Source organism: Pseudomonas allokribbensis (assembly GCF_014863605.1).
GTDB classification, from domain to species: Bacteria; Pseudomonadota; Gammaproteobacteria; order Pseudomonadales; family Pseudomonadaceae; genus Aquipseudomonas; species Aquipseudomonas allokribbensis.
The window spans coordinates 4,055,126-4,076,413 of record NZ_CP062252.1 but is presented as its reverse complement, the minus strand read 5'-3'; the positions used below and the strand labels follow the sequence as shown (position 1 = coordinate 4,076,413).

Below are 21,288 nucleotides of genomic sequence, written 5' to 3'. Positions count from 1 at the left end.
TCGTAGGGCGGCGCCTTTATCGAGAGGTGGACATGCAAGTCGAAACATTTCTGGAACATCTGAAGGCCGGCGCGGACAGGCCGGCGATCATCAGCGACGAAGGTCGCTTCACTTACGCCGAGCTATGTCGACAGATCGACGCCTATGCCGAGTCGTTGGCGGCGCAATCGGTCAGCGATTGCTGTGTGCTGCTGGTCGACAACTACAGCTTCAACAGCGTCTGCCTGCTGTTTGCATTGTGGCGGCGCAACAATGTCGTGGCGTTGTCGGTGCCCAAAAACGGCGAGCAGTTGGTGAATCTGGCGAACGCTGCCGGCGCACGGTTTACCGTGACGGGGAACGGGCCGCAGGGTTACTCGGTGCTGGCGAACGATGGTGCTGCGGTGCCGCCGACTGTCGACGGTCTCCTGTCGCGCCGGCAGGCCGGTTTCATTGTGTTCTCGTCCGGCTCGACCGGGCCGGCCAAGGGCGTCGTCCACGACATCGCACCGTTCTTCGAGCGTTATCTGAAGGCCGAGCAATGTGGCGCGATTCTGGCGTTCCTGCTGTTCGACCACATCGGCGGGCTGGTCACCGTCCTGCAGGCGCTGGCCACACACGGGACGCTGGTCCTGCCCAACGAACGTTCGCCTCAGGAAGTCGGCCGCTGTATCGAAACGTTCAAGGTGCAAACGTTGCACGTGTCGCCGACGCTTTTGAACCTGGCGACGATCACCGGCGTGTTCCAGACCTGGGACACCGGCAGCCTGCAACGTATCTATTTCGGCTCCGAGCCGAGTTCGCCCGAAGCCATTCAACGCATCGCCCGCACATTGCCGCAGGTGCGGCTGAACCAGTTGTACGGCATGTCGGAAATCGGTGTGTTGCCCTGTCGGGGTCTGGACGGCGACAGCGCCTGGATGACCGTCGAGGATCGGGCCTACAGCCTGCGGGTGGTCGACGGCATTCTGCAGGTGCGCGGAGCGACCAATATGCTCGGTTACCTGAGCGGCCCGGGCGAGCTGTCCGATGATGGTTATCTGATTACCCAGGACCTGGCGGAAGAGCGCGACGGGTACTTCAGGGTCAGCGGGCGGGCGGTCGATGTGATCAACGTCGGCGGCAAGAAGGTGTTCCCGTCTCACGTGGAGAGCGTGTTGATGGGCATCGACAACGTTTCTGACGTCGTGGTCTACGGTCAGCCCAACCCGTTGCTCGGTCAGATCGTGGCCGCGCGGTTCACCTTGCTGGAGCCGGAAACGCTGGAAGCGTTCAAGCCACGGCTGTATGCGGCGATTCGCGACGTGCTGTCACCGGAGCAGTTGCCCCGGCTGATTTCCGTCAGCGACACGCCACTGTTCACCAGCCGCTTCAAGAAAATGCGCCATCCCGGCGTCCTCAGCGGGTCGTAAGACCTGATTACCACGTTATAAGGAAATGACAACATGGCCGTACTCGAAGCAATGCGCGCAAGCATCGCGGAAATCCTGACCCTGCCGCTGGATGAACTGAAGGGCGATGTCCGATTGGAGAACAGTGACAACTGGGACTCGATGGCCAGGATCGGCATTGTCGCCCTGGTGTTCGAATCGACCGGCGTGACGGTGTCTGGCGAAGAGATGGACCGTATCGTGACGGTGCAGGACATCTTTGATCTGGTAACCCTGAAAATGAAGGAAACCGCATGACCCTGCGCACCCTTTGCGGAGTGACCGTGCGTGCGGTCACGTCCGCGTTGCCCGAACGGCGTGTGGGGCTGGACGACTTCGCCGAACTGTTCGGCGCCAAGGAAGTGGCCCGCATCGCCAAAAGCACCGGCATCGAATCGATCAGGGAAGCCGGATCGCTGGCCACGTCCGACCTGGTGATCGCCGCGTGCCGTCACCTGCTGGATCAGGGCGTGTGCGCAGCGCAGGAGATCGACGGACTGATCGTCGTGACCCAGACTCCGGACTCGTGGGTGCCGGGCGTCGGTTTCCTGGTTCAGCAGGCGCTCGGACTGCCCCAGCACTGTCTGGTACTGAACGTGTCCGCCGGTTGCTCGGGGTACGTCACTGCGCTGGTTCAGGCCGGCGCGCTGATCGCCGCCGGCGCCTGCAAAAAGGTGTTGCTGTGCACCGGGGATGTGACCACCAAGCTGCTGGACGGGCGCGACCGGCATGTGAAGATGCTGTTTGGCGATGCGGCGTCGGCCACTCTGCTGGAGGCGGGCGAGGGGACGTTCGAGTTCCTGTGCGGAGCCGACGGTAGTGGTCGTGAGGCCCTGGAATCCGACATCGCCTACACGCCTGAGGGTGACAGCCAGACTCGTGCCTCGATCCAGCGTCTGCAAATGGACGGTACGGCGGTGATGAATTTTGCACTGAACCGGGTACCGCAGACCGTCAAGTCGCTGTTTGAGGCGACGGGGTTGACGCCGGCGTCGCTCGACTTGCTGGTGCTGCACCAGGCAAACGGGTTCATGCTCAACTACCTGCGGCGGATGATCGGCGTCGCGCCGGAGAAGATGCCGATCGACATCGACGATGTCGGCAACACCAGCTCTACATCGATTCCGATTGTCCTGTCTCGCCACAGCGCAGTTGGCACAGCGCAGGCCCAGAACGTCGTGCTGTGCGGATTCGGTGCCGGTCTGTCCTGGGGCGCATTGAAGCTCGACCTTCGGCGCACGCTCGCCGTGCCGCCGTGCTACGTGCCTGAAAAGGCCACGCAGGCGGCCGGCACCGGCGAACGTCTGGAAGCCTGACGAGCCAATGCTGTCGGAGCTTTCGGGGATGTCTGCGGGCATTCCCGAAAGGACTCCGGATCTCTCCACCGGATGAAAAGGGAAGCCACTGCATGTTCGGGACATTCTGGAAAACGCTCGGGATCTATGGCGACGGAACCGATGCCCACGGGATTTCACCCTCGCCGTTTCTTCCGCGATTCAACTTTTACGAGTTTCACCAATCGGGCGCAATTGATGCTCAGCCCGATGCCATCATCGCCGCCGTGTGTGCCTTGGACATGCGCGCGGATCGGGTGGCCGATGCCTTGCTTCGTCTGCGCGAACTGCCGGCAAAGCTGATCAGAGCCATCGGCAACCGACCGCAACCCGCGCCCGCGCCGTTTGGTTTTGACACCTTCACCTTGCTGCGGCGCACTGAGCACGAAGTGTCCCTGGGACTGGCGGGGCGTTTTTGGCGCCCGGATCTGGACGCTTGCCTTGTGGCGGATGCTCCGGCGTTCATGTCGCTGGACGATTCTCGCGTCGCCAGGCTGGTGTTGCGTTTTCAAGTCATCGAACAGGCAGAGGGCGCACGTACGTTACGCACCGAAACGTTCGTGTTTTGCCCCAACACTCGAACCCGATGGTTGTTCACACCGTATTGGCTGGCGATCCGCCTGGCCAGCGGCTGGATTCGGCGTCGAACCCTGGCGACGATCCAGCGGCAATTTCCGGCACCCATCCAGTAGGCCGGGGCTGGCCGCCCTATGGGGGGATCGAATCGAGGTTCTGTAATAATTTGCATCAATTGGTTACATTTATAGCCTCAGCGAATCAATTCCTCCCGAGTCTCCCATGGCCATCAACTTCGACCTCAACGACCTGCAAGCCTTTCGCGCCGTGGTCGAGCAGGGCAGTTTCCGTAAGGCCGCGGACACCGTGCGCATCTCGCAACCGGCCCTGAGCCGACGCATCGAAAAGCTTGAAGACGCCCTTGGCGTGAAGCTGTTCGAGCGCACCACACGCAAAGTCAGCCTGACCCAGGCCGGACGTGGCTTCATGCCGAGTGTCGAGCGTTTGCTGGATGATCTGGACGTGGCGTTGCTCGGCATCAGCGAAGTCGCCTCGAATCGGCAGGGCCACGTCACTGTCGCCTGCGTGCCGTCGGCGGCGTATTACTTCATGCCGCGCGTGGTCGCTCGCTATCACCAGCAGTTCCCGCGAATCAAAGTCAAAGTCCTCGATTCCAGCGCCCATGACGTGCTGACTGCGGTGGTCAATGGCGAGGCGGATTTCGGCCTGAGTTTCATGGGTACCCAGGAGGCGGGCGTGGATTTCGAGCCGCTGGTGCAGGAGAGCTACGTGGTGGCCTGCCGCCGCGATCACCCCTTGGCCGGGCGCAGCAGCGTCAGTTGGGACGAGTTTTACCAGCAGGATTACATCTCGCTGGACAAGACCTCGGGCAATCGCTTTTTGCTCGATCAGGCACTGGCGAAGGTGGTGCCGCAGCGGCCGAGCATCTGCGAAACCCTGCACGTGACAACGATGATCGGTCTGGTGGAAGCGGGGTTGGGTGTGGCGGCGGTGCCGTTGATGGCGATGCCGGCGGCGGATCATCCGATCCTGACGCGGGTGCCGCTGACCGGTCCGCAAGTGATGCGCAGCGTGGGCATCATCAAGCGCCGGGGCCGTACGCTGACCCCGGCGGCATTGGAACTGGAGCGGCTGGTGGTGGAAATGAAAGTCCAGCCGCCTAAGGTCAGCGCTTGACCGAGTCCAGCCCCGTGGCCTGTACGTCGGCCTGGGCGGCCGGCGCGGCCAGATAGGCGAGCAACGCCTTGGCTTCCTGCGGATGTTGCGCACCGACCGGAATACCCGCTGCAAAACGTGTTACCGACTGCACCGACTCCGGAATCTTCCCGACAAAACTCACCCCCGGCACCGGCAGCAATTCGCTGACCTGCTGGAAGCCCAATTGATAGTCACCGGTCGCAACCACCGAGCCCACAGGGATTTTCGGGATCATCTTCGCCTTCGGTTTCAGCTGATCTTCGATGCCAAGCTTCTTGAACAATTGCTGCTCGATGTACACGCCGCTGGCGCTGTCCGAGTAGGCCACTGATTGTGAATCGAGCAGGGTTTTCTTCAGGGCGTCGACGTTGCTGATGTCCGGTTTCGGCGCGCCTTCGCGCACCACCAGGCCGATCCGTGAATCCGCCAGCTCAACCCGAGAAGCCGGGTCGACCTTGCCTTGTTTGATCAAGTCGTCGAGGGCGTAGCCGACCATGATCACCACGTCGGCCTGCTCACCCCGGGCGAGGCGATTGGGGATCGCTTCCGGGGCCTTGCCCATCGACGGGCCGAGAATGGTGTCGAGGGTGTTGCCGGTGTTCGCGGCGAACTTCGGGCTGAGGACTTTATAAGCCGCGGTGAAGCCGCCGGAAGTCATCACCCGCAACTCCTCGGCCTGGGCGAATGCGCTGAAGGCGAGGAGGGCGAGGGCGGTCAGATTGAAGAGCTTTTTCATGTCGGCGGGCTCCTCAAGCGACCGCAGGTTGCAGACGACCGCCCGCACGGCGATACAGATACAGCGTCGCGCACAACGCACACAGCGCGCCGACGCTCATCCAGTAACCCGGTGCGGCTTTGTCGCCGGTGTACTGAATCAGGAAGGTCGACATTGCCGGCGTGAACCCACCGAACACGGCGGTAGCGAGGCTGTAGGCCAGCGAGAAACCGGCCACCCGCACTTCCACCGGCATGATTTCGGTCAGCGCCGGAATCATCGCGCCGTTGTACATGCCGTAGATGAACGACAGCCACAGCAGCGACATCAGCATGTGGCTGAAGCTCGGCGCCTGCACCAGATACGACAGCGCCGGATACGTGGTGGCCAGGGCAAGCAACGACATGGCAATCAACAGCGGACGACGGCCAATCCGGTCGGACAGCGCGCCGCCAATCGGCAGCCAGAAGAAGTTCGAAACGCCCACCAGCAACGTCACCAGCAACGCATCCGACGTGCTCAGGTGCAGCACGGTTTTACCGAAGGTCGGCGCGTACACGGTGATCAGGTAGAACGCGGTGGTGGTCAGGGCAACCATCAACATCCCGCCAAGCACCACGACCCAGTTCTGGCCGAGGGTGCGGAACACTTCTTTCATGCTCGGGCGATGTTTGCGGGCGGCGAACTCTTCGGTTTCCGCCAGGTTGCGACGCAGCAGGAAGATGAACGGCACGATCATGCAACCGACGAAAAACGGAATCCGCCAGCCCCAATCGGCAATCACGTCCGGCGCCATCCACTGGTTCAAGGCAAAGCCCAGCGCAGCGGCAACTATGATCGCAACCTGTTGGCTGGCCGACTGCCAGGCCGTGAAGAAACCTTTGCGGCCCGGTGTGGCAATCTCCGAGAGATACACCGAAACGCCGCCCAGTTCAGCACCGGCCGAGAAGCCCTGCAGCAAGCGCCCGACCAGCACCAGCGCCGGGGCAAACAGGCCAATGGTTTCGTATCCGGGTACCAGCACAATCAATATCGTGCCGCTGGCCATGATCGACAGGGTGACGATCAAACCTTTGCGACGCCCGACGTCATCGATGTACGCACCGAGCACGATCGCCCCCAGCGGACGCATCAAAAAGCCTGCGCCGAACACCGCGAACGTCATCATCAGGGAAGCGAACTCGCTGCTCGCCGGAAAGAACACCGACGCGATCTGCGTGGCGTAGAAGCCGAACAGAAAGAAGTCGAACTGTTCGAGGAAGTTGCCCGAGGTGACCCGGAAAATAGCGCCGGCCCGCGAGCCGCCGTGTGGGATTGAGGCTGTCATCGAAAAATACTCCACCGCTTTTATGACGTGCGCGACGGGGAGGCGGCGCACGGTTTTTATTGGGGCGGATAGTGGCGCAGGGGGATCGATCTGTTAATTGCATAGTTGGCATGGATTGATGCGTGTATCGGATCAATGCGTCTGGGGGCGACTACACTTTCCAATCCGTCATCATCAAGAAACAAGGAATGATTCCAGAACCCCGCAGTCGGAGTTCAGGTATCACACATCTGAAGGAGGTTCACCGATGAACAACAAGACCCTGATCGCCAGCCTGGCCCTCGTCGCCGGCATCACCGGGATCAGCCCGCTCGTTCAAGCGGCGCCAACCTCGGCCGACACCGTCGAACGTTCGCCCATCGATGGCCGCGAACTGAAGGTCAACGACCGTGCTCCGGATGTCTATCAGCGCAGCGAAAAAGCCATCAACAACTGGAAACAGAAAGGCCTCAAGCAGCCAGAGCCACAGGCGCAGTGGGTGCAGATGAACGACAAGTACGTGATGGTGATGATTACTAATGGGACGATTGTGGATATCAAGCCGGTGGAGCGTTAGACCGCCAGCAACAATTGGCCATGGACGGCTGATTGCATTCGAGCGCCGTTCGGGTAAAACGCGAGGGGCGTTTCGAGTGACTGGATGTCAGGAGCAATTCGTTGGAAAAGAAACCCCTCTACCGCAAAGAAAACACCACGGCCCACAACGTCTGGCGCAACAACCCGGGCGGGCATTATCGGCATCAGCGAAACACCAAGGCTGAAATCCACAGCGAGGCTACACGCGGCTCGATGCATGGCATCAAACACCATGGCTACGATTACACACCGTTGTTTCGTTTTCTTTTGTCTCGTGTCGGCGGCGACTGGGATGAGATTTTCAGTGAGGCTGTGTCGCGGCTGGATCGGCAGGAACCGGTGTTCTGGATGGTCGCTCTGCATGAACATGAGCGAAGGGATGTCGTGGGGATGGGTGAGTCCAGCATCTACAGCGGGTTATACGTCGATGAGAATAAGCGCCTGCAAATCGTCAATCCCGACCTGAAGGCTGAAGACATGATGCCCAACTGCCAGTGCTGCACGCATACCTTCAACGGTGTCGTGTTCGGTACCCCTGAGCGCTGAGATTCAATCGACCCGACTGTGAGTCACCGCCTGCCCGCCACCCAACCGATACTGATTATTCCCGCTGCGCTTGGCCTCATACATCGCCAGATCCGCAATATGCAGCAATCGGTCCATGGTCGGCGCATGGTCGGGGAACACGGCGACGCCGAGGCTGGTGCCGATGTGGCGTTGTTCGTTGCCGATGGTGATCGGCGGGGACAGTTCGATGAAGAGTTTCTGGCAGATATTGCGCGCTTCGTCCTGCAGGTTCAGGCCGGGGGCGAGGCCCTGGAAAATGACCACGAACTCGTCGCCGCCGATGCGGGCGACGGTGTCGCTGACCCGCAGGATGCGTTTCAGGCGCGTGGCGGTGGTGATCAAAACGCGGTCGCCGGCGGCATGGCCGTAGCGGTCGTTGATGGCTTTGAAACCGTTGAGGTCGACGAACACCAGCGCCACCCGAGTCGTGGTGGCGCGCGCATGTTCCAGCGCTTCCGACAGGCGTTCTTCCAACACCAGCCGATTGGGCAGACCGGTCAGCGGATCGAAGTGAGCCAGGTGCTGGAGGTAACTGGCCGAGGCTTTTTCTTCAGTGATATCGCGCACCACGCCCATCATCTTGATCATCGCGTCGTGGTCGTTCTTCACCACGTTGCCGGTTTCCCTTAGCCAGCGAATCGTGCCGTCGGGCCAGACCACGCGGTATTCCTCGTCGTGGTTCTCACCGGTTTCCAGGCAACGCAATTCCCCGGCGCGTACCTTGGCGCGGTCGTCCGGGTGCACGCAGGAACAAAACAAGGCGTAGGAAGGCGTCACTTCGCCGATCTTGAACCCGAACATGCCGAAGATTGCGTCGGACCAATAGAGCCGATCCGTGTCGACTTCCCAATCCCAGGTGCCGATTCGGGCGAAATACTGACTGCGCTTGAAACGTTCGGCATCGCCATCCTGGTGAATGTTCTGGCCTTCGGCGGCGCGGGTGAGCAGTTCACGGTATTCGCCGAGCTGCCGACGCAGGGCACGCTCGCGACGAATCAACACGGCGATCACGACCATCAACACAACGACGAGGGCGAAACCGATCCAGAGTTGAGTCATTCAAGCATCGCTGACATGGCTTATCGATTCGGGGTTGGTAGCGGGTGGCCATCATCCATCACGACCAATGCTGGGTCAAACGGTTGCCAATGGCCGGCATTTCTGGGAAAACGGCGGCCAGCGGAACAATAGAGTGAATGTTATGAATGATGAACTGCAGATAATCGATCTTCAGCCCGGCGACGGAAAAGCCGCCGTCAAAGGCGCATTGATCACCACCCAATACACCGGTTGGCTGGAAGACGGCACCGAGTTTGACTCCTCCTGGAGCCGGGGCAAGCCGTTCCAGTGCGTGATCGGCACGGGCCGGGTGATCAAGGGCTGGGATCAAGGGATCATGGGCATGCAGGTCGGCGGTAAACGCAAACTGCGGGTGCCGGCGCATTTGGGCTATGGCGAGCGGACGATGGGCAAGATCCCGCCGAATTCGAATCTGGTGTTCGAGATTGAGTTGCTCGAGGTTTTGACGCGGGAGGATTGATTCCGGCGTTTGATGATCACAGTCAGGAATTGGCGCATGGACGTGTGGCACATGATTTTCCAGTTTGCCGAGTGGTTGGGCGAGAAGCACTCGTCGCACGGGCGCTGGTCTTACGGGTATATGGCTGTGCTCAACGCTGCTGTGGCGGTTGGCACTTGGGTTGTGGCCAGGGAAGTGATAGCAAAGAGCAAAGTGCTCAAGGATCGTGTGACGACGCTGGCGTCTCGAAGCCTGACAGTGACTTCCTTTGCAGAAGAAGGCGGGCAACAGGTCAGATTCACCGGCGTTCTGCTGGAGGAAGAGGGGGTTTATACGGTGACCCTGACTCGCCAGGATGTTCAAGGCTCCATCGTTTCTTCGAGCGACGGATTGCACTCGTTGGAAGAGGTCGATCGTTACTTGAGAGGTCATACGCCGTTTATCCTGTCTGATTTTCGGCGCTGATTGCGTCCGCCTATACAACCCGCTGTCTCCCTTCACGGAGCCAGCGGGTTTTTTCTCGCCCTTTTACCTGAGGCGTTACGCAGCCATCGCCATCTCATCCAGCGTTGCGGCAACCGTGCTGGTCAGGCTCGGAAATCTGCGTTTTACGCTGTTAAGTACCGGCATTACGCGGTTTCGGTCCAGTTTGCCGTGATTGCGGGCGAGTTGGACGAGGGCTTCGAGGGCGGCGGTGACGATGGATTTTCTTTCGCTCTCGAGCAGAAGCAGGCAGGCCTTTTCGGCCCATTGGCTGTCTTTCTCGTTGAGGCCGATGGAGATCAGGGCGGCGACGACGTGTGCATCGGATTTGCTTTCCATGGGGTGTTCCTCAGGTCGTGGCATCGAGAGTGTCCAGCGCCCGGTTCACGGCGAGTTCGCCACACATCACCACTTGGGCGATGCCCAGGACGGCACTGCGGTAGGGCGGGTCCAGCAGTGCGGCGAAGTCGCTGAGCATCACGCTGGCCGAGGCCATCGATTCGCAGGCGTGGGCCAGCAAGGCATGTTGATCGATGTGGGGGGCGATGAGGAACATGCGGCCGGGGCAGTGTTGTTTCGGGGCGGTGGGTTTCAGGTAATGGTCGAGGGCGCGCTCGGCGGCTTCGTGGAGTTTTTTTGAATCGGTGGAGGAGTAGGGCGAAGTTGGGTCGGACTCGTTGGGTACGTCAGTTTCGGGTGGATCGGGAACGTATTTGAACATTTGCCTAGAACCTTTAATTGGGGCTTACACCGTCATTGCGACTAAACAATTAGGTGGCAGCTATGCGCAGGTTAGTCGACCGGTGGTTCTAAGCATTCCCGGCGCGCCCGAAGACGCCCTACGCACAGCTACCATTGAGCACAGGCAAATGAACACCTGACTAAATGGACTGCATGCAACTTAAAACCGTCCGAGCGACTAAACCCGTTCACTGACCATTCAGTGATGCGAATCAAGTTACTGGCAGGCTCCAAGCCGCACAAGCCGGCGGATTCTGGCGTAGTTGTAGGCAAAGGCGCAAGGCGATGTAGCCTCCCGGATGGGGGCAAAATGATGCGTCATTTTTCAGTCCGCCTTCGCGAGCAAGCTCGCTCCCACAGAGGGTCTGAGTCGGCTTATCAGGGGGGCTGGCTCGCGAAATTCTGCTTTGTGATACCAAATGTCAGATAAGCCAATTCAAACTTGATTTATATCGGTTTCGATATAGCATGCTGGTATGTGATCGCTGCCATTCCTTGCAACACACCGCCGCCACACGATTCTGTCCGGGCTATTACGCTTTTCCTTCCAACACAGGAGAAGCCAATGCCAAGACACAAGGACGTGGTATTTGTCGGGAGTGCGCTCAAGGATCTGAGAGCTTTTCCCCTCGATGCTCGCAGAGCTGCAGGATTCCAATTGGATCTGTTGCAACAGGGCGACGAACCCTTTGACTGGCGCCCCATGAAAACCGTCGGACGAGGCGTCAATGAAATCAGAATCACCGAGGACTCAGGGGCGTTTCGAGTGTTTTATGTGGTCAACCGGCCTGACGCGATTTATGTGCTGCACGCCCTGCAAAAGACCACCCGCAAAACCGAGACGCGAGACATAGAACTGGCACGCGCCAGATACCAGGAAATAGGCTAAACCATGAAGGATCATCAAAACCCACCCCAGCGTTTCTCAAGCGTCTGGGATGCACTGGAAGACACGCCGCAGGAAGCGGCCAACATGCGTCTGCGGGCCAAGCTGATGCGCACGCTTTGCGAAACCATTCGAGCCTGGGAGCTTCCCCAAAAGGAGGCGGCCAAGCGCCTTGGCATCACTCAACCGCGCCTCAACGACGTACTCAACGGCAAAATCGACAAGTTCTCTCTGGACGCGTTGGTCAATCTGTCGGCCGCCGCAAAACTGGACGTAGACCTCTGCTTCTCGTCGTCCCCGCCACTGCAATGGGCCTGACAGACGAGGGCTCCCAACGGCCCTGCATCTGAAAAGCCTTCTAGAGGCGGTGCCGTCTGACGCTCCGCCTCAATCCTTTCACGTCAAAATCTCAAACCGCGACGGACGGTCGAAAACAGACCTTGCCCCTTTCGATCCGAACAGCGACTATGCTCGCCATATAGGGGTAGGGGGTATAGGTATGTCGCACACGCACGAACACAAAGGCGAGTTGCTCAACCGGGTCCGGCGCATTGCCGGGCAGGTTCAGGCCGTCGAAAAGGCGCTGGAGTCCGAGGCCGATTGCGCCAAGACGTTGCACCTGATGGCGGCGATTCGCGGCGCGGTCAACGGTTTGATGGAGCAGTTCATCGAGGCCCATGCCCGCGAGCATGTCGCCCATCCCGACCTCAGCGACGAAGCCCGCGCCCAGGGCGTGGAAGAGTTGCTGCAAGCCATCCGCCGTTATTCCAAGTGAGCACCGACACCATGAATCTGACGACTCGGTCTGACGACTTTTCCCACGATCACCAGTTTCTTGGCGCGTCCCATGACGACAACGCCCGCCGCACCTTGTGGGTGGTGGCGCTGACGTTCGTGATGATGATCGGCGAAATTGCTGCCGGTTACCTCACCGGTTCCATGGCACTGCTGGCCGATGGTTTCCACATGGCGACCCACGCCGGCGCCCTCGGTATCGCGGCGGCGGCCTATGGTTTTGCCCGGCGCAACGCCAACAACCGGCGCTACAGTTTCGGCACCGGCAAGGTCGGCGATCTGGCGGGTTTTGCCTCGGCGATGGTGTTGGGGCTTGTGTCGCTGGGCATTGCCGGGGAATCGGTTTTCCGCCTGTTCGAGCCCACCAGTGTGGCGTTCGGCGAGGCCACCTTGATCGCCGTGGTCGGCCTGGGCGTCAACCTGCTCAGCGCCTTTTTGCTGGCCGGCCATCACGGTCATCATGACCACGGCCATAGCCACGATCACGGCCATCACCACCATCACGACAACAACCTGCGCTCAGCCTACGTGCACGTACTGGCCGATGCGTTGACGTCGGTGCTGGCGATTGCCGCGCTGCTTGCCGGTCGCTATCTGGGCTGGGTGTGGATGGATCCGGTGATGGGCATCGTCGGTTCCATCGTCATCGCCAAATGGGCCTGGAATCTGATGCGCGACAGCGCCGCCGTGCTGCTCGACACCACCGATGAACCGGTGGCCGAGGAGATCCGCGAACTGCTGGAAACCTCCGACGATGTGCGCATCAGCGATTTGCACGTCTGGCAGGTCGGCCCGCAGGCGCGGGCGGCGATTGTCAGTGTGGTGGCGGCTGCGGGCGTGACTGCCGAGGCGATTCGCGAGCGTCTGGCACCGGTGCATGAGCTGTCGCACCTGACCATCGAATTGCGCAACGCTTAAGTCGTTGCCTCGCAGAACAATGGAATCCGCCCATTGAGAGAAGGGCGGTAATGCCAGGCGAACCGCTTCAGGTCGATGTCATGGGCGAGGATTTCACCGACGGTGGCGCTGGCAATGGTCATCGCCAACCTTTGCCCCGGGCATTGATGACGACCGCTGCCGAACGTGAAGCTGCGGCGGTTCGGGCGATCCGGCAGAAAACGATCCGGGTTTTCATTCAGTGCCGGGTCGCGGTTGGCTGAGGCGAGCAACACCAGAATCACGTCGCCCGCTTCAAAGCGCACGCCGTCGATTTCGCAGGTGTTCGCGACAAAACGTCGGGTGTTCTGCACCGATGGATCGAAGCGCTGGACTTCGGCCAGCAGCGAATCGACTGACACGTCGTGTAATTCAGGCTGACGCTGCAACGCCACCAACGCGTTACCGATCAGCCCGGCGGTAGCCTCGAACGTCTGCGAACAGAGGCCGATCAGGTTGGCAATCAGTGCGTCTTCTTCGCCAGAAAAGCGCTGCTGAATGTCGGCGAGAAACGGGTTTGGCTCCGCCAGTAATTCAATGAAGTAACCGTGCAATTGCTCTGCCGCTCGATGCGCTGCCGCCAGTTGCAGGTCATTGCTCAGCGGTGAAAGGCACGCTGCAAAATCCGCAGTCAGCTCACTGATCGCCCGCGCTTGTGCCGGAGTGAATCCGAGCAAAGCCGCAACCACGCACACCGGGCCGCGAAACATTGCCTTATATAAGCCGTCGGCATCGTTAGTCACCAACCGTGCGGCGACCAGCGCTCTGACATCTTCGTCATTGATCAGCCCCAGCGTCGGCTCAATGGCCGAACGCGGGCAGCGCTGAGCTTCGCCGTCATTCATGCGCATCAACTGGCCAAACACCTTGCCCGCCATGCCATCGGCGATGGCTTTGGGCACTGGTTCCTGCACGGGGCGCACCCGGCAATCCGCATGCGCCAGCACCGCGCACACCGCTCGGGCGCTGCTGGCGATCCACAGTTTCAGTCCGTGATGAAAGGTCAAACCGCCCGCCGCGCGCAGTTCGGCGTAGTAAGGGTAGGGATCGGCGTGAGTCGCAGCGATGATCGGGTCCATGGTTCGCAACCTTGTCGGTGGGGAAAGTGTTGCTACTATCTCCAGTCCTTGAGGGCGATGATTCGTCCGGGAGCGAAATATGCACGCAGAACATCAAGACATCGGCGTCTCGCAAGTGGCGGCCGCCATCGCGGAACCGGCGCGAACCAAAATGCTGTGTTCGTTGATGGACGGCCATGCCCGCACCGCGACGGAGCTGGCGACCCTCGCCGACGTCAGCGCTTCGACCGCCAGTGCGCACCTGGCCAAACTCAAGGACCTGGCGTTGGTGCGCCTGCACGTGCAGGGCCGCCACCGTTATTACCGCCTCGCCGACAAGCGCGTGGCCCAGGCCCTCGAAGCGCTGATGGTGATCGGCCAGAACCCCGCGCCGGCCTTCAAACCCCACACACCGGATCGCCTGCAATTCGCCCGTACTTGCTACGACCACATGGCCGGGACGTTGGCGGTGTTGCTGCATGACCGGTTGTTGGAGGGCGGTTGGCTGGTGGAAACCGATGAGCAGACCTACCGCTTGAGCGAGAGCGGAGAGGCGCTGTTCGAAGGGGTGGGCATTGAGGTCAGGGATCTGTCGACCTTGCGCCGACGCTTTGCCTGCCCGTGCCTGGACTGGAGCATGCGCCGGCCGCATCTGGGCGGATCGCTCGGGGCGGCGTTGTTGCAGACCGCGTTGAAGCGCAAATGGGTGACGCAGGATCTGGACAGTCGGACGCTGACGTTGACGGCGACGGGGCGCAAGGAGATGACAGCGCGGTTCGGGGTGAAATGGCCCGAAGCGATGCAGCCTGTCCCGGTGCGTAAATCCTCGACCATCGCAGCTGACAGCCGACTGTAATAAGTCTGACTGATGAAGGGGCGTTTTACGGCTTGTGGCCCGTGGGCGGACTCTATACTGTATATGCGAACAGTATAAGGTCCTTGCCATGCAACTCATCGACAAGCTCAGCATCCTCGCCGACGCCGCCAAGTACGACGCCTCCTGCGCCAGCAGTGGCGCGCCCAAGCGCAGCTCCGAGGGCAAGAGCGGGCTGGGTTCCACCGATGGCATGGGCATCTGCCACAGCTACACGCCGGACGGGCGCTGTGTGTCGCTGCTCAAGGTTCTGCTGACCAATTTCTGTCTCTATGACTGCCAATACTGCGTCAACCGACGCTCCAGCGATGTGCCCCGTGCGCGTTTCACGCCCGAGGAAGTGGTGACGCTGACCCTGGATTTCTACCGGCGCAATTGCGTCAGCGGGTTGTTCCTCAGCTCCGGGATCATTCGTTCGGCGGACTACACCATGGAGCAACTGGTGCGCGTCGCCAAGCTGTTGCGTGAAGAACATGAATTCCGTGGCTACATCCATCTCAAGACCATTCCCGAAGCGGATCCTGCGCTGATCGAAGAAGCCGGGCGTTATGCCGACCGCTTGAGCGTCAACATCGAATTGCCCACCGATGCCAGCCTGCAGACGCTGGCGCCGGAAAAACAGATCGGTTCGATCAAGCAAGCCATGAACACCATCTACACCGGTGTGCAGACCGTACTCAACGAGCCCCGCGCACCGAAGTTCGCCCCGGCCGGGCAGAGCACGCAGATGATCGTCGGTGCCGATGACACCGACGACAGTACGATTCTGCACAGCGCTCAGGCGCTCTACGGCAACTTCCGCCTGCGCCGGGTCTATTACTCGGCGTTCAGCCCGATTCCCGACAGCCCGAAAAGCGTGCCGCTGGCCGCGCCGCCGCTGATGCGCGAGCACCGCTTGTATCAGGCCGACTTTCTGCTGCGCAGTTACGGCTACACCGCCGATGAATTGCTTCAAGGGCCGGGCAATCTCGCGCTGGACATCGACCCGAAACTGGCTTGGGCGCTGCAGAATCGCGAGGTGTTTCCGCTGGATCTCAACCGCGCCGAGCCGGCGTTGATCTCGCGCATTCCCGGCATTGGCCTGCGTACCACCGAGCGATTGGTGGAACTGCGTCGGCAGCGGCGCATTCGCTACGAAGACGTGGCGCGCATGCGCTGTGTGCTGGCCAAGGCCAAACCGTTCATCATCACCAGCGATTACCACCCGCAGCAGTCGGAAGTCACCAGCCAGATGCTCTATCAACAACTGCGCGACCGGCCGATGCCGCAGCAGATGGGGTTGTGGGGATGATCAATCTCGATTGCGACGACCTGTTCGACACCTGGCGCCAACAGGCGCGCTGGCTGCTCAGCCATGAAATCGATCCGAGTCTGGTGAGCTGGGCTTCGGAAGGGGTGAGTGATCTGTTTGCCGGTGACGTGTCGGTGCCTGAAGGGCAGGGACCCTTTCAGGCGCGGATTCCGCGTGCGTTGCTCGACACCCTGGAACAAGCGTCGCGATACCGTGGCGATCAGCGTTGGAGTCTGCTTTATGAAGTGCTCTGGCGGGTCAGCCATGGTGATCGCACTGCAATGATGGCCGGCGACAAACTGGGCAGCGAGTTGCAGCGACGGATCAAGCAGGTGCAGCGCGAAGCCCATCATCTGCATGCGTTCGTGCGTTTCATCGAGCGTCCTTCAGAGCTGCCGGGCCCCCAATACGTAGCATGGCACGAACCGGCCCACGACATCCTGCACAGCGCCAGCGAACACTTCATCGGCCGCATGGGCCGGCATCGTTGGCTGATCGCCACGCCGCGCGACGGGGTTTACTACGATGGCGAGCAGTTGATTCATCATCGCCAGTGCCCGGTGGAATGGCGGCAACTGGCGCAGAACGTTGATGATCCGCAGGGTGAGTTGTGGCTGGCTTATTACAGCCACATCTTCAATCCGGCGCGGTTGAACGAGAAGGTCATGCAGGGGCATTTGCCCATGCGCTTCTGGAAGAATCTGCCTGAAGGGGAATTGATCCCCGGATTGATTACCCAGGCGCGCATGGGCAAGCAGCAGAACGGGCAGGCCGGCGGGATTGCCGGGCGTGGCGGCAAACGTATTGCGTTGAAAAAGGTGGAGCATCCGCCGTCTGATCAGCGAGTTGCCGAAGCCATCAACAGACCAAAACCGGCAAAGGTCACGCCCGAGACTTTCGCTGCCAGCCAGGAACCTTTCGGGCTCGACAACCAGCCTTTGGCGGCATTGGCGAGCAGGGCATAACTGCCGTGCACCAGAATCACCAGCACCGCATAAGAGGCCACCAGTTTGAAAAACTGCGGGTGGAACGCCTGTGCGGTGTCGATGAACTGCGGGAACACCGCCAGAAAGAAAAAGATGGCTTTGGGATTGAAGAACTGCAGGGACGCGGCTTCCAGAAAACGGTAACCCGGGCGAGAAGGGCGGACGTCTTGCAGGGTACGGAAACGATCCGAACGCCAGCTCTTGAAACCCAGGTACAACAGATAGGCGGCGCCGGCGTATTTCAGCACGGTAAAAGCCGTTGCCGAGGCGCTGAGAATCAGGCCGATACTGGTAGCGCTGAGGGCGGCAACCACGAACGCCCCCGAGGCAATCCCCAGAATTCCCGGCACTGCGCCGGCCCAGCCCAGACGCACGGCGTTGGACAAGGTCAGCACCACACCCGGGCCAGGGCTCAAAATGGTCAGGGTGGCGAAGAGTACAAAGAGTCCGTAACTGTGCATGTCTGGCTCCGTCAGGGCGCGGGATTGGGCGTGCGGGCAGATTGGCGCGGCGACGAGCGAGTGACAAACGCTTTAAATGCAGCGCATACGTGACTAAATTAGACCCATGAACAAATCACTCCCGCCGCTCAACGCGGTTCGTGCCTTTGCGGTCGCCGCCCGTCATCAGAGTTTCACGCTGGCGGCCGAAGAACTGCATGTGAGTCACAGTGCTGTCAGTCGACACATCAAATTGCTGGAAGAACACCTGGGTGTGCTGCTGTTCGAACGGCGCATCCGGCAATCGTTGTTGACGCCCGCCGGCCAGCGTTTCTATCACCAGGTCAGCGCCGGTCTGGCGCAGATCGCCGACGCTGCTGCCGAATTGCGACAGCAGGCGGCACGGCCGACCGTGATCATCAACACTCGACCGTCTTTTGCCCAGTTGTGGCTGATGCCCCGGCTGGATGCCTTTATGGCAGAGCACCCGGACATCGAGCCGCAAGTGATCACCCAGACTCGATCCCCGGATCCTGCACAGGACAGCTTCGATATTGTCATCCGCCGTGGTCGTGACGACTGGGCGCCGACCATCGAGTCGCACGCGTTGTTCGAGGATGAATTGCTGATGGTGGCAGCGCCCGAGTTGATCGAGCGACTACCACTGGCGGATCTTTCGGATCTGGGCCGGCACACCTTGCTGACCGTCAGGGCCCGGCGTGAGGACTGGCACCACTGGGCGCTGCGTTTTGGCCAGAGTCAGAGTGCGAGCCAGGAGATTCGCCAGTTCGATTACATGCATCGGGTGTTGGAGGCTGCGGTGGCGGGCGAGGGCATTGCCTTGTGCCCGACCACGTTGCTGGGCACGCACTTGTCGAGCGGTCGACTGGTCTGTCCGCTGCCCGACTTGCGCATGCCGTTGCCACGTTATTACTACGGCGTTGCACCACAGGCGTCCGCATCGGCTCAGGTGTTTCTGGCGTGGCTGCAAAAACAGACCCCATGAAAAAGCCCCCATCGATCACTCGATGGGGGCTTTTGTGCATCTGGGCGTCAGATCAAACCTTGACGATCCAGCCTGCTGGCGCTTCGACGTCGCCGGTCTGCACACCGGTCAGCTCTTTGTAGAGCTTCTGGGTCACAGGGCCGACTTCGGTTTCGCTGTGGAACACGTGCAGGTGGTCGTTGTAGCTGATGCCGCCGATCGGGGTGATCACCGCAGCGGTACCGCAAGCACCGGCTTCCTTGAAGTCCGACAGCTTGTCGATGAACACGTCGCCTTCGACCACTTCCAGGCCCAGACGGGACTTGGCCAGTTCAATCAGCGACAGACGGGTGATGCCCGGCAGTACCGATGGCGAGTTCGGGGTCACGAACTTGTTGTCGTGGGTGATCCCGAAGAAGTTGGCCGAACCGACTTCCTCGATCTTCTTGTGGGTCAGCGGATCCAGGTAGATGGCGTCAGCGAAGTGCGCTTTCTTGGCCTGGGAACCCGGCATCAGGCTGGCAGCGTAGTTGCCACCGACCTTGGCGGCACCGGTGCCTTGTGGCGCGGCGCGGTCGAAGGAGGAAATCTGGAAGTTGTGCGGGGTCAGGCCGCCCTTGAAGTAGGCGCCCACCGGGATCGCGAACACCGAGAAGATGAACTCCGGGGCGGTACGCACGCCGATGTTGTCACCCACGCCGATCACGAACGGACGCAGGTACAGCGCGCCTCCGGTGCCGTAAGGCGGGATGAAGCGCTCGTTGGCGCGAACCACGTCCTTGCACGCTTCGATGAATTGCTCGGTGGACACATGCGGCATCAGCAGGCGGGCGCAGCTACGCTGCATGCGGGCGGCGTTCTGGTCCGGACGGAACAGGTTGATCGAGCCGTCCTTGCAACGATAGGCCTTCAGGCCTTCGAAGCATTGCTGGCCATAGTGAAGGGCAGTGGAGCCTTCGCTGATGTGCAGCACGTTGTCTTCGGTCAGGGTGCCTTTGTCCCACTCGCCGTTGCGAAAGTACGACAGATAGCGTTTATCGGTCTTGATGTAATCAAAACCCAGCTTGTCCCAATTGATGCTTTCGTTACCCATGACACCCTCTATCACTTAACAACCGTCGAAACGGTTCAAGGCTTCTGACGTTTTTTTGGATGGGCACAACAATACTTCATTCTTGAGCGGTTTCGCAGCCCGGGCGATGGGGGGAGCAGCAGATTTATTAGCCTGCTTATGAAAAAACTCCCCCGCGTCGGGTTTTTACAGGTGCAACGCATGCCCGAGGGCACGCAACGCCGCTTCCTGCACCGCTTCACCCAGCGTCGGGTGCGCGTGGATGGTGCCGCCGATGTCCTCCAGTCGCGCGCCCATTTCCAGGCTTTGCGCGAACGCGGTCGACAGCTCCGACACCCCGACCCCGACCGCCTGCCAGCCGACAATCACATGATTGTCCCGACGGGCGACCACCCGCACGAAGCCGGTTTTCGATTCCAGGGTCATCGCCCGACCATTGGCCGCGAACGGGAAGTTCGACACGATGCAGTCCAGTCCCGTCGCCTTGGCCTCGTCCGGGGTCTTGCCGACGACCACCAGTTCCGGGTCGGTGAAGCACACGGCAGCGATGGCGGTCGGGTTGAATTCGCGGGTCTTGCCGCTGATCAGCTCGGCGACCATCTCGCCCTGGGCCATGGCGCGGTGAGCCAGCATCGGCTCGCCGCTCAGGTCGCCGATGGCGTAGACGTTGCGCATGCTGGTCTGGCAGCGGCTGTCGATCTTGATCGCCGAGCCGTTCATGTCCAGGTTCAGCGCTTCGAGGTTCCAGCCCTGGGTGTTGGGTTTGCGACCGACGGCCACCAGCACCTGATCGGTTTCCAGGTTCAGGGTGTCGCCGTTCGGATCGCGCACCTGCAACGTGCCGTCGAAACCCAATACGCTGTGCTTCAAGTACAACTTCACACCCAGTTGCTTCAGCGCATCGTGCACCGGTTGGGTCAGTTCGGCGTCGTAGGCTGGCAGGATCCGATCCTGCGCCTCGACCACACTGACCTCGGCGCCGAGCTTGCGGTAGGCAATGCCCAATTCCAGACCGATGTAACCACCGCCGACCACGATCAGGCGTTTCGGTACCGACTTCGGCGCCAGTGCTTCGGTCGACGAAATGATCGGCCCGCCAATCGGCAGGATCGGCAGGTTGACGCTTTTCGAGCCGGTGGCCAGCACCAGATGTTCGCACTGGATGCGGGTGTCGCCGACGTCCACGGTCTTGCCGTCGACGACCTTGGCCCAGCCGTTGATGACCTGAACCTTGTTCTTCTTCAGCAACGCGGCGACGCCGGTGGTCAGGCGATCGACGATGCCGTCCTTCCACTCGACGCTTTTAGTGATGTCGAGGGTCGGTGCGGAAACGTTGATACCCAGTGCCGAATGCTGGTTGTGATGTTGAGTCTGGTGAAACTGCTCGGCCACATGAATCAGCGCTTTCGACGGAATGCAGCCAATGTTCAGGCAGGTGCCGCCCAGCGATTCGCCCTCGACCAGAATGGTCGAAATGCCCAGTTGCCCGGCACGGATGGCCGTTACATAACCGCCAGGGCCGCCGCCGATGATCAGCAGCGTGGTGTTCAGAGTTTGCAT

At 60.7% G+C, this 21,288-nt stretch carries 25 protein-coding genes and 1 pseudogene; 17 read left to right on the top strand and 9 right to left on the bottom strand.

Annotation, left to right across the window (positions count from 1 at the left end):
• Positions 1–32: 32 nt before the first annotated feature.
• The 5 genes from IF199_RS18550 to IF199_RS18530 all read left to right on the top strand — a co-directional run bounded on the left by IF199_RS18550 (position 33) and on the right by IF199_RS18530 (position 4,456).
• Complete coding sequence (locus tag IF199_RS18550) at positions 33–1,391, top strand: class I adenylate-forming enzyme family protein (protein ID WP_192558352.1); 1,359 nt, start codon at positions 33–35, stop codon at positions 1,389–1,391.
• A gap of 33 nt (positions 1,392–1,424) precedes the next feature.
• The gene (locus tag IF199_RS18545) at positions 1,425–1,667 is read left to right on the top strand and encodes an acyl carrier protein (protein WP_096822577.1); all 243 of its coding nucleotides are present in this window, start codon (positions 1,425–1,427) and stop codon (positions 1,665–1,667) included.
• Positions 1,668–1,693: 26 nt separating this feature from the next.
• A complete protein-coding gene (locus tag IF199_RS18540; protein ID WP_244142403.1) occupies positions 1,694–2,725 on the top strand; it encodes a 3-oxoacyl-ACP synthase III family protein in 1,032 nt (343 codons plus the stop codon).
• 92 nt (positions 2,726–2,817) lie between these two features.
• Positions 2,818–3,435 carry a hypothetical protein gene (locus IF199_RS18535; protein ID WP_244142402.1) on the top strand — a complete coding sequence of 206 codons (618 nt, stop codon included), beginning with the start codon at positions 2,818–2,820 and terminating at the stop codon, positions 3,433–3,435.
• A gap of 106 nt (positions 3,436–3,541) precedes the next feature.
• Positions 3,542–4,456, top strand: a complete 915-nt coding sequence (locus IF199_RS18530; protein WP_192558350.1) for a LysR family transcriptional regulator — start codon at positions 3,542–3,544, stop codon at positions 4,454–4,456.
• Here IF199_RS18530 and IF199_RS18525 read toward each other — a convergent pair.
• Both IF199_RS18525 and tcuC read right to left on the bottom strand, forming a co-directional pair.
• Positions 4,446–5,213, bottom strand: a complete 768-nt coding sequence (locus IF199_RS18525) for a substrate-binding domain-containing protein (protein ID WP_192558349.1) — start codon at positions 5,211–5,213, stop codon at positions 4,446–4,448. The two genes, IF199_RS18530 and IF199_RS18525, sit on opposite strands and share 11 nt — an antisense overlap.
• Positions 5,214–5,226: 13 nt before the next feature.
• A complete protein-coding gene (tcuC, locus tag IF199_RS18520; RefSeq protein WP_192558348.1) occupies positions 5,227–6,519 on the bottom strand; it encodes an MFS transporter in 1,293 nt (430 codons plus the stop codon).
• A gap of 247 nt (positions 6,520–6,766) precedes the next feature.
• Here tcuC and IF199_RS18515 point away from each other — a divergent pair, with 247 nt between their 5' ends.
• Positions 6,767–7,075: an RcnB family protein gene (locus tag IF199_RS18515; RefSeq protein ID WP_192558347.1), complete on the top strand. Its 309-nt coding sequence runs from the start codon at positions 6,767–6,769 to the stop codon at positions 7,073–7,075.
• 101 nt (positions 7,076–7,176) lie between these two features.
• Positions 7,177–7,641: a hypothetical protein gene (locus IF199_RS18510; RefSeq protein ID WP_192558346.1), complete on the top strand. Its 465-nt coding sequence runs from the start codon at positions 7,177–7,179 to the stop codon at positions 7,639–7,641.
• A 3-nt stretch (positions 7,642–7,644) separates the two neighbouring features.
• Here IF199_RS18510 and IF199_RS18505 read toward each other — a convergent pair whose 3' ends face one another.
• On the bottom strand, positions 7,645–8,721 hold the full coding sequence (locus tag IF199_RS18505; RefSeq protein ID WP_192558345.1) for a sensor domain-containing diguanylate cyclase: 1,077 nt from the start codon (positions 8,719–8,721) through the stop codon (positions 7,645–7,647).
• Positions 8,722–8,863: 142 nt separating this feature from the next.
• Between IF199_RS18505 and IF199_RS18500 the strand changes: the two genes are divergently transcribed.
• Positions 8,864–9,202, top strand: a complete 339-nt coding sequence (locus IF199_RS18500) for an FKBP-type peptidyl-prolyl cis-trans isomerase (protein WP_192558344.1) — start codon at positions 8,864–8,866, stop codon at positions 9,200–9,202.
• A 36-nt stretch (positions 9,203–9,238) separates the two neighbouring features.
• Positions 9,239–9,646, top strand: a complete 408-nt coding sequence (locus tag IF199_RS18495) for a hypothetical protein (RefSeq protein WP_192558343.1) — start codon at positions 9,239–9,241, stop codon at positions 9,644–9,646.
• 75 nt (positions 9,647–9,721) lie between these two features.
• Here the strand turns inward: IF199_RS18495 and IF199_RS18490 are convergent, their stop codons facing one another.
• Positions 9,722–10,003, bottom strand: a complete 282-nt coding sequence (locus tag IF199_RS18490; RefSeq protein ID WP_192558342.1) for a hypothetical protein — start codon at positions 10,001–10,003, stop codon at positions 9,722–9,724.
• A gap of 10 nt (positions 10,004–10,013) precedes the next feature.
• Positions 10,014–10,385, bottom strand: coding sequence for a DUF6124 family protein (locus tag IF199_RS18485; RefSeq protein WP_192558341.1), 372 nt, complete (start codon positions 10,383–10,385; stop codon positions 10,014–10,016).
• A 585-nt stretch (positions 10,386–10,970) separates the two neighbouring features.
• Here IF199_RS18485 and IF199_RS18480 point away from each other — a divergent pair.
• The 4 genes from IF199_RS18480 to dmeF all read left to right on the top strand — a co-directional run bounded on the left by IF199_RS18480 (position 10,971) and on the right by dmeF (position 13,004).
• Positions 10,971–11,294, top strand: coding sequence for a type II toxin-antitoxin system RelE/ParE family toxin (locus IF199_RS18480; protein WP_065258430.1), 324 nt, complete (start codon positions 10,971–10,973; stop codon positions 11,292–11,294).
• Between the two features lie 3 nt (positions 11,295–11,297).
• The gene (locus IF199_RS18475) at positions 11,298–11,609 is read left to right on the top strand and encodes a helix-turn-helix domain-containing protein (RefSeq protein ID WP_192558340.1); all 312 of its coding nucleotides are present in this window, start codon (positions 11,298–11,300) and stop codon (positions 11,607–11,609) included.
• A 181-nt stretch (positions 11,610–11,790) separates the two neighbouring features.
• Positions 11,791–12,066: a metal/formaldehyde-sensitive transcriptional repressor gene (locus IF199_RS18470; RefSeq protein ID WP_102621998.1), complete on the top strand. Its 276-nt coding sequence runs from the start codon at positions 11,791–11,793 to the stop codon at positions 12,064–12,066.
• Positions 12,067–12,077: 11 nt separating this feature from the next.
• The gene (gene dmeF / locus IF199_RS18465) at positions 12,078–13,004 is read left to right on the top strand and encodes a CDF family Co(II)/Ni(II) efflux transporter DmeF (protein ID WP_192558339.1); all 927 of its coding nucleotides are present in this window, start codon (positions 12,078–12,080) and stop codon (positions 13,002–13,004) included.
• Here the strand turns inward: dmeF and IF199_RS18460 are convergent.
• The gene (locus IF199_RS18460; RefSeq protein ID WP_192558338.1) at positions 13,001–14,101 is read right to left on the bottom strand and encodes a cytochrome P450; all 1,101 of its coding nucleotides are present in this window, start codon (positions 14,099–14,101) and stop codon (positions 13,001–13,003) included. The genes dmeF and IF199_RS18460 overlap by 4 nt on opposite strands.
• A gap of 79 nt (positions 14,102–14,180) precedes the next feature.
• Between IF199_RS18460 and IF199_RS18455 the strand changes: the two genes are divergently transcribed.
• The 3 genes and pseudogenes from IF199_RS18455 to IF199_RS18445 form a co-directional block, all read left to right on the top strand.
• Positions 14,181–14,936: an ArsR/SmtB family transcription factor gene (locus IF199_RS18455; RefSeq protein ID WP_192558337.1), complete on the top strand. Its 756-nt coding sequence runs from the start codon at positions 14,181–14,183 to the stop codon at positions 14,934–14,936.
• Positions 14,937–15,024: 88 nt separating this feature from the next.
• Positions 15,025–16,245 carry a putative DNA modification/repair radical SAM protein gene (locus IF199_RS18450; RefSeq protein ID WP_192558336.1) on the top strand — a complete coding sequence of 407 codons (1,221 nt, stop codon included), beginning with the start codon at positions 15,025–15,027 and terminating at the stop codon, positions 16,243–16,245.
• Positions 16,242–17,060 (top strand): annotated as a pseudogene (locus IF199_RS18445) (TIGR03915 family putative DNA repair protein); the annotation flags it as partial. The gene IF199_RS18450 and the pseudogene IF199_RS18445, both read left to right, overlap by 4 nt.
• A gap of 23 nt (positions 17,061–17,083) precedes the next feature.
• Here IF199_RS18445 and IF199_RS18440 read toward each other — a convergent pair.
• Positions 17,084–17,692, bottom strand: coding sequence for a LysE family translocator (locus tag IF199_RS18440; protein WP_192558335.1), 609 nt, complete (start codon positions 17,690–17,692; stop codon positions 17,084–17,086).
• Positions 17,693–17,798: 106 nt separating this feature from the next.
• On the opposite strand from IF199_RS18440, the gene IF199_RS18435 reads away from it, so the two are divergent.
• Positions 17,799–18,677 (top strand): LysR substrate-binding domain-containing protein, encoded by an 879-nt coding sequence (locus IF199_RS18435; protein ID WP_192558334.1) that lies wholly within the window; start codon positions 17,799–17,801, stop codon positions 18,675–18,677.
• 52 nt (positions 18,678–18,729) lie between these two features.
• Here IF199_RS18435 and IF199_RS18430 read toward each other — a convergent pair whose 3' ends face one another.
• Together IF199_RS18430 and lpdA are read right to left on the bottom strand one after the other, a co-directional pair.
• A complete protein-coding gene (locus IF199_RS18430; RefSeq protein ID WP_096822558.1) occupies positions 18,730–19,749 on the bottom strand; it encodes a branched-chain amino acid aminotransferase in 1,020 nt (339 codons plus the stop codon).
• Between the two features lie 165 nt (positions 19,750–19,914).
• The gene (lpdA, locus tag IF199_RS18425; RefSeq protein WP_192558333.1) at positions 19,915–21,288 is read right to left on the bottom strand and encodes a dihydrolipoyl dehydrogenase; all 1,374 of its coding nucleotides are present in this window, start codon (positions 21,286–21,288) and stop codon (positions 19,915–19,917) included.

What these genes read in the sequence shown, in the direction of transcription:
- IF199_RS18550 (WP_192558352.1), top strand. Translation starts at nt 33, where the DNA reads ATGCAAGTCGAAACATTTCTGGAACATCTGAAGGCCGGCGCGGACAGG.
- IF199_RS18545 (WP_096822577.1), top strand. Translation starts at nt 1,425, where the DNA reads ATGGCCGTACTCGAAGCAATGCGCGCAAGCATCGCGGAAATCCTGACC.
- IF199_RS18535 (WP_244142402.1), top strand. Translation starts at nt 2,818, where the DNA reads ATGTTCGGGACATTCTGGAAAACGCTCGGGATCTATGGCGACGGAACC.
- IF199_RS18530 (WP_192558350.1), top strand. Translation starts at nt 3,542, where the DNA reads ATGGCCATCAACTTCGACCTCAACGACCTGCAAGCCTTTCGCGCCGTG.
- IF199_RS18525 (WP_192558349.1), bottom strand. Translation starts at nt 5,213, where the DNA reads ATGAAAAAGCTCTTCAATCTGACCGCCCTCGCCCTCCTCGCCTTCAGC.
- tcuC (WP_192558348.1), bottom strand. Translation starts at nt 6,519, where the DNA reads ATGACAGCCTCAATCCCACACGGCGGCTCGCGGGCCGGCGCTATTTTC.
- IF199_RS18515 (WP_192558347.1), top strand. Translation starts at nt 6,767, where the DNA reads ATGAACAACAAGACCCTGATCGCCAGCCTGGCCCTCGTCGCCGGCATC.
- IF199_RS18505 (WP_192558345.1), bottom strand. Translation starts at nt 8,721, where the DNA reads ATGACTCAACTCTGGATCGGTTTCGCCCTCGTCGTTGTGTTGATGGTC.
- IF199_RS18500 (WP_192558344.1), top strand. Translation starts at nt 8,864, where the DNA reads ATGAATGATGAACTGCAGATAATCGATCTTCAGCCCGGCGACGGAAAA.
- IF199_RS18495 (WP_192558343.1), top strand. Translation starts at nt 9,239, where the DNA reads ATGGACGTGTGGCACATGATTTTCCAGTTTGCCGAGTGGTTGGGCGAG.
- IF199_RS18490 (WP_192558342.1), bottom strand. Translation starts at nt 10,003, where the DNA reads ATGGAAAGCAAATCCGATGCACACGTCGTCGCCGCCCTGATCTCCATC.
- IF199_RS18485 (WP_192558341.1), bottom strand. Translation starts at nt 10,385, where the DNA reads ATGTTCAAATACGTTCCCGATCCACCCGAAACTGACGTACCCAACGAG.
- IF199_RS18480 (WP_065258430.1), top strand. Translation starts at nt 10,971, where the DNA reads ATGCCAAGACACAAGGACGTGGTATTTGTCGGGAGTGCGCTCAAGGAT.
- IF199_RS18475 (WP_192558340.1), top strand. Translation starts at nt 11,298, where the DNA reads ATGAAGGATCATCAAAACCCACCCCAGCGTTTCTCAAGCGTCTGGGAT.
- IF199_RS18470 (WP_102621998.1), top strand. Translation starts at nt 11,791, where the DNA reads ATGTCGCACACGCACGAACACAAAGGCGAGTTGCTCAACCGGGTCCGG.
- dmeF (WP_192558339.1), top strand. Translation starts at nt 12,078, where the DNA reads ATGAATCTGACGACTCGGTCTGACGACTTTTCCCACGATCACCAGTTT.
- IF199_RS18460 (WP_192558338.1), bottom strand. Translation starts at nt 14,101, where the DNA reads ATGGACCCGATCATCGCTGCGACTCACGCCGATCCCTACCCTTACTAC.
- IF199_RS18455 (WP_192558337.1), top strand. Translation starts at nt 14,181, where the DNA reads ATGCACGCAGAACATCAAGACATCGGCGTCTCGCAAGTGGCGGCCGCC.
- IF199_RS18450 (WP_192558336.1), top strand. Translation starts at nt 15,025, where the DNA reads ATGCAACTCATCGACAAGCTCAGCATCCTCGCCGACGCCGCCAAGTAC.
- IF199_RS18440 (WP_192558335.1), bottom strand. Translation starts at nt 17,692, where the DNA reads ATGCACAGTTACGGACTCTTTGTACTCTTCGCCACCCTGACCATTTTG.
- IF199_RS18435 (WP_192558334.1), top strand. Translation starts at nt 17,799, where the DNA reads ATGAACAAATCACTCCCGCCGCTCAACGCGGTTCGTGCCTTTGCGGTC.
- IF199_RS18430 (WP_096822558.1), bottom strand. Translation starts at nt 19,749, where the DNA reads ATGGGTAACGAAAGCATCAATTGGGACAAGCTGGGTTTTGATTACATC.
- lpdA (WP_192558333.1), bottom strand. Translation starts at nt 21,288, where the DNA reads ATGCAAACTCTGAACACCACGCTGCTGATCATCGGCGGCGGCCCTGGC.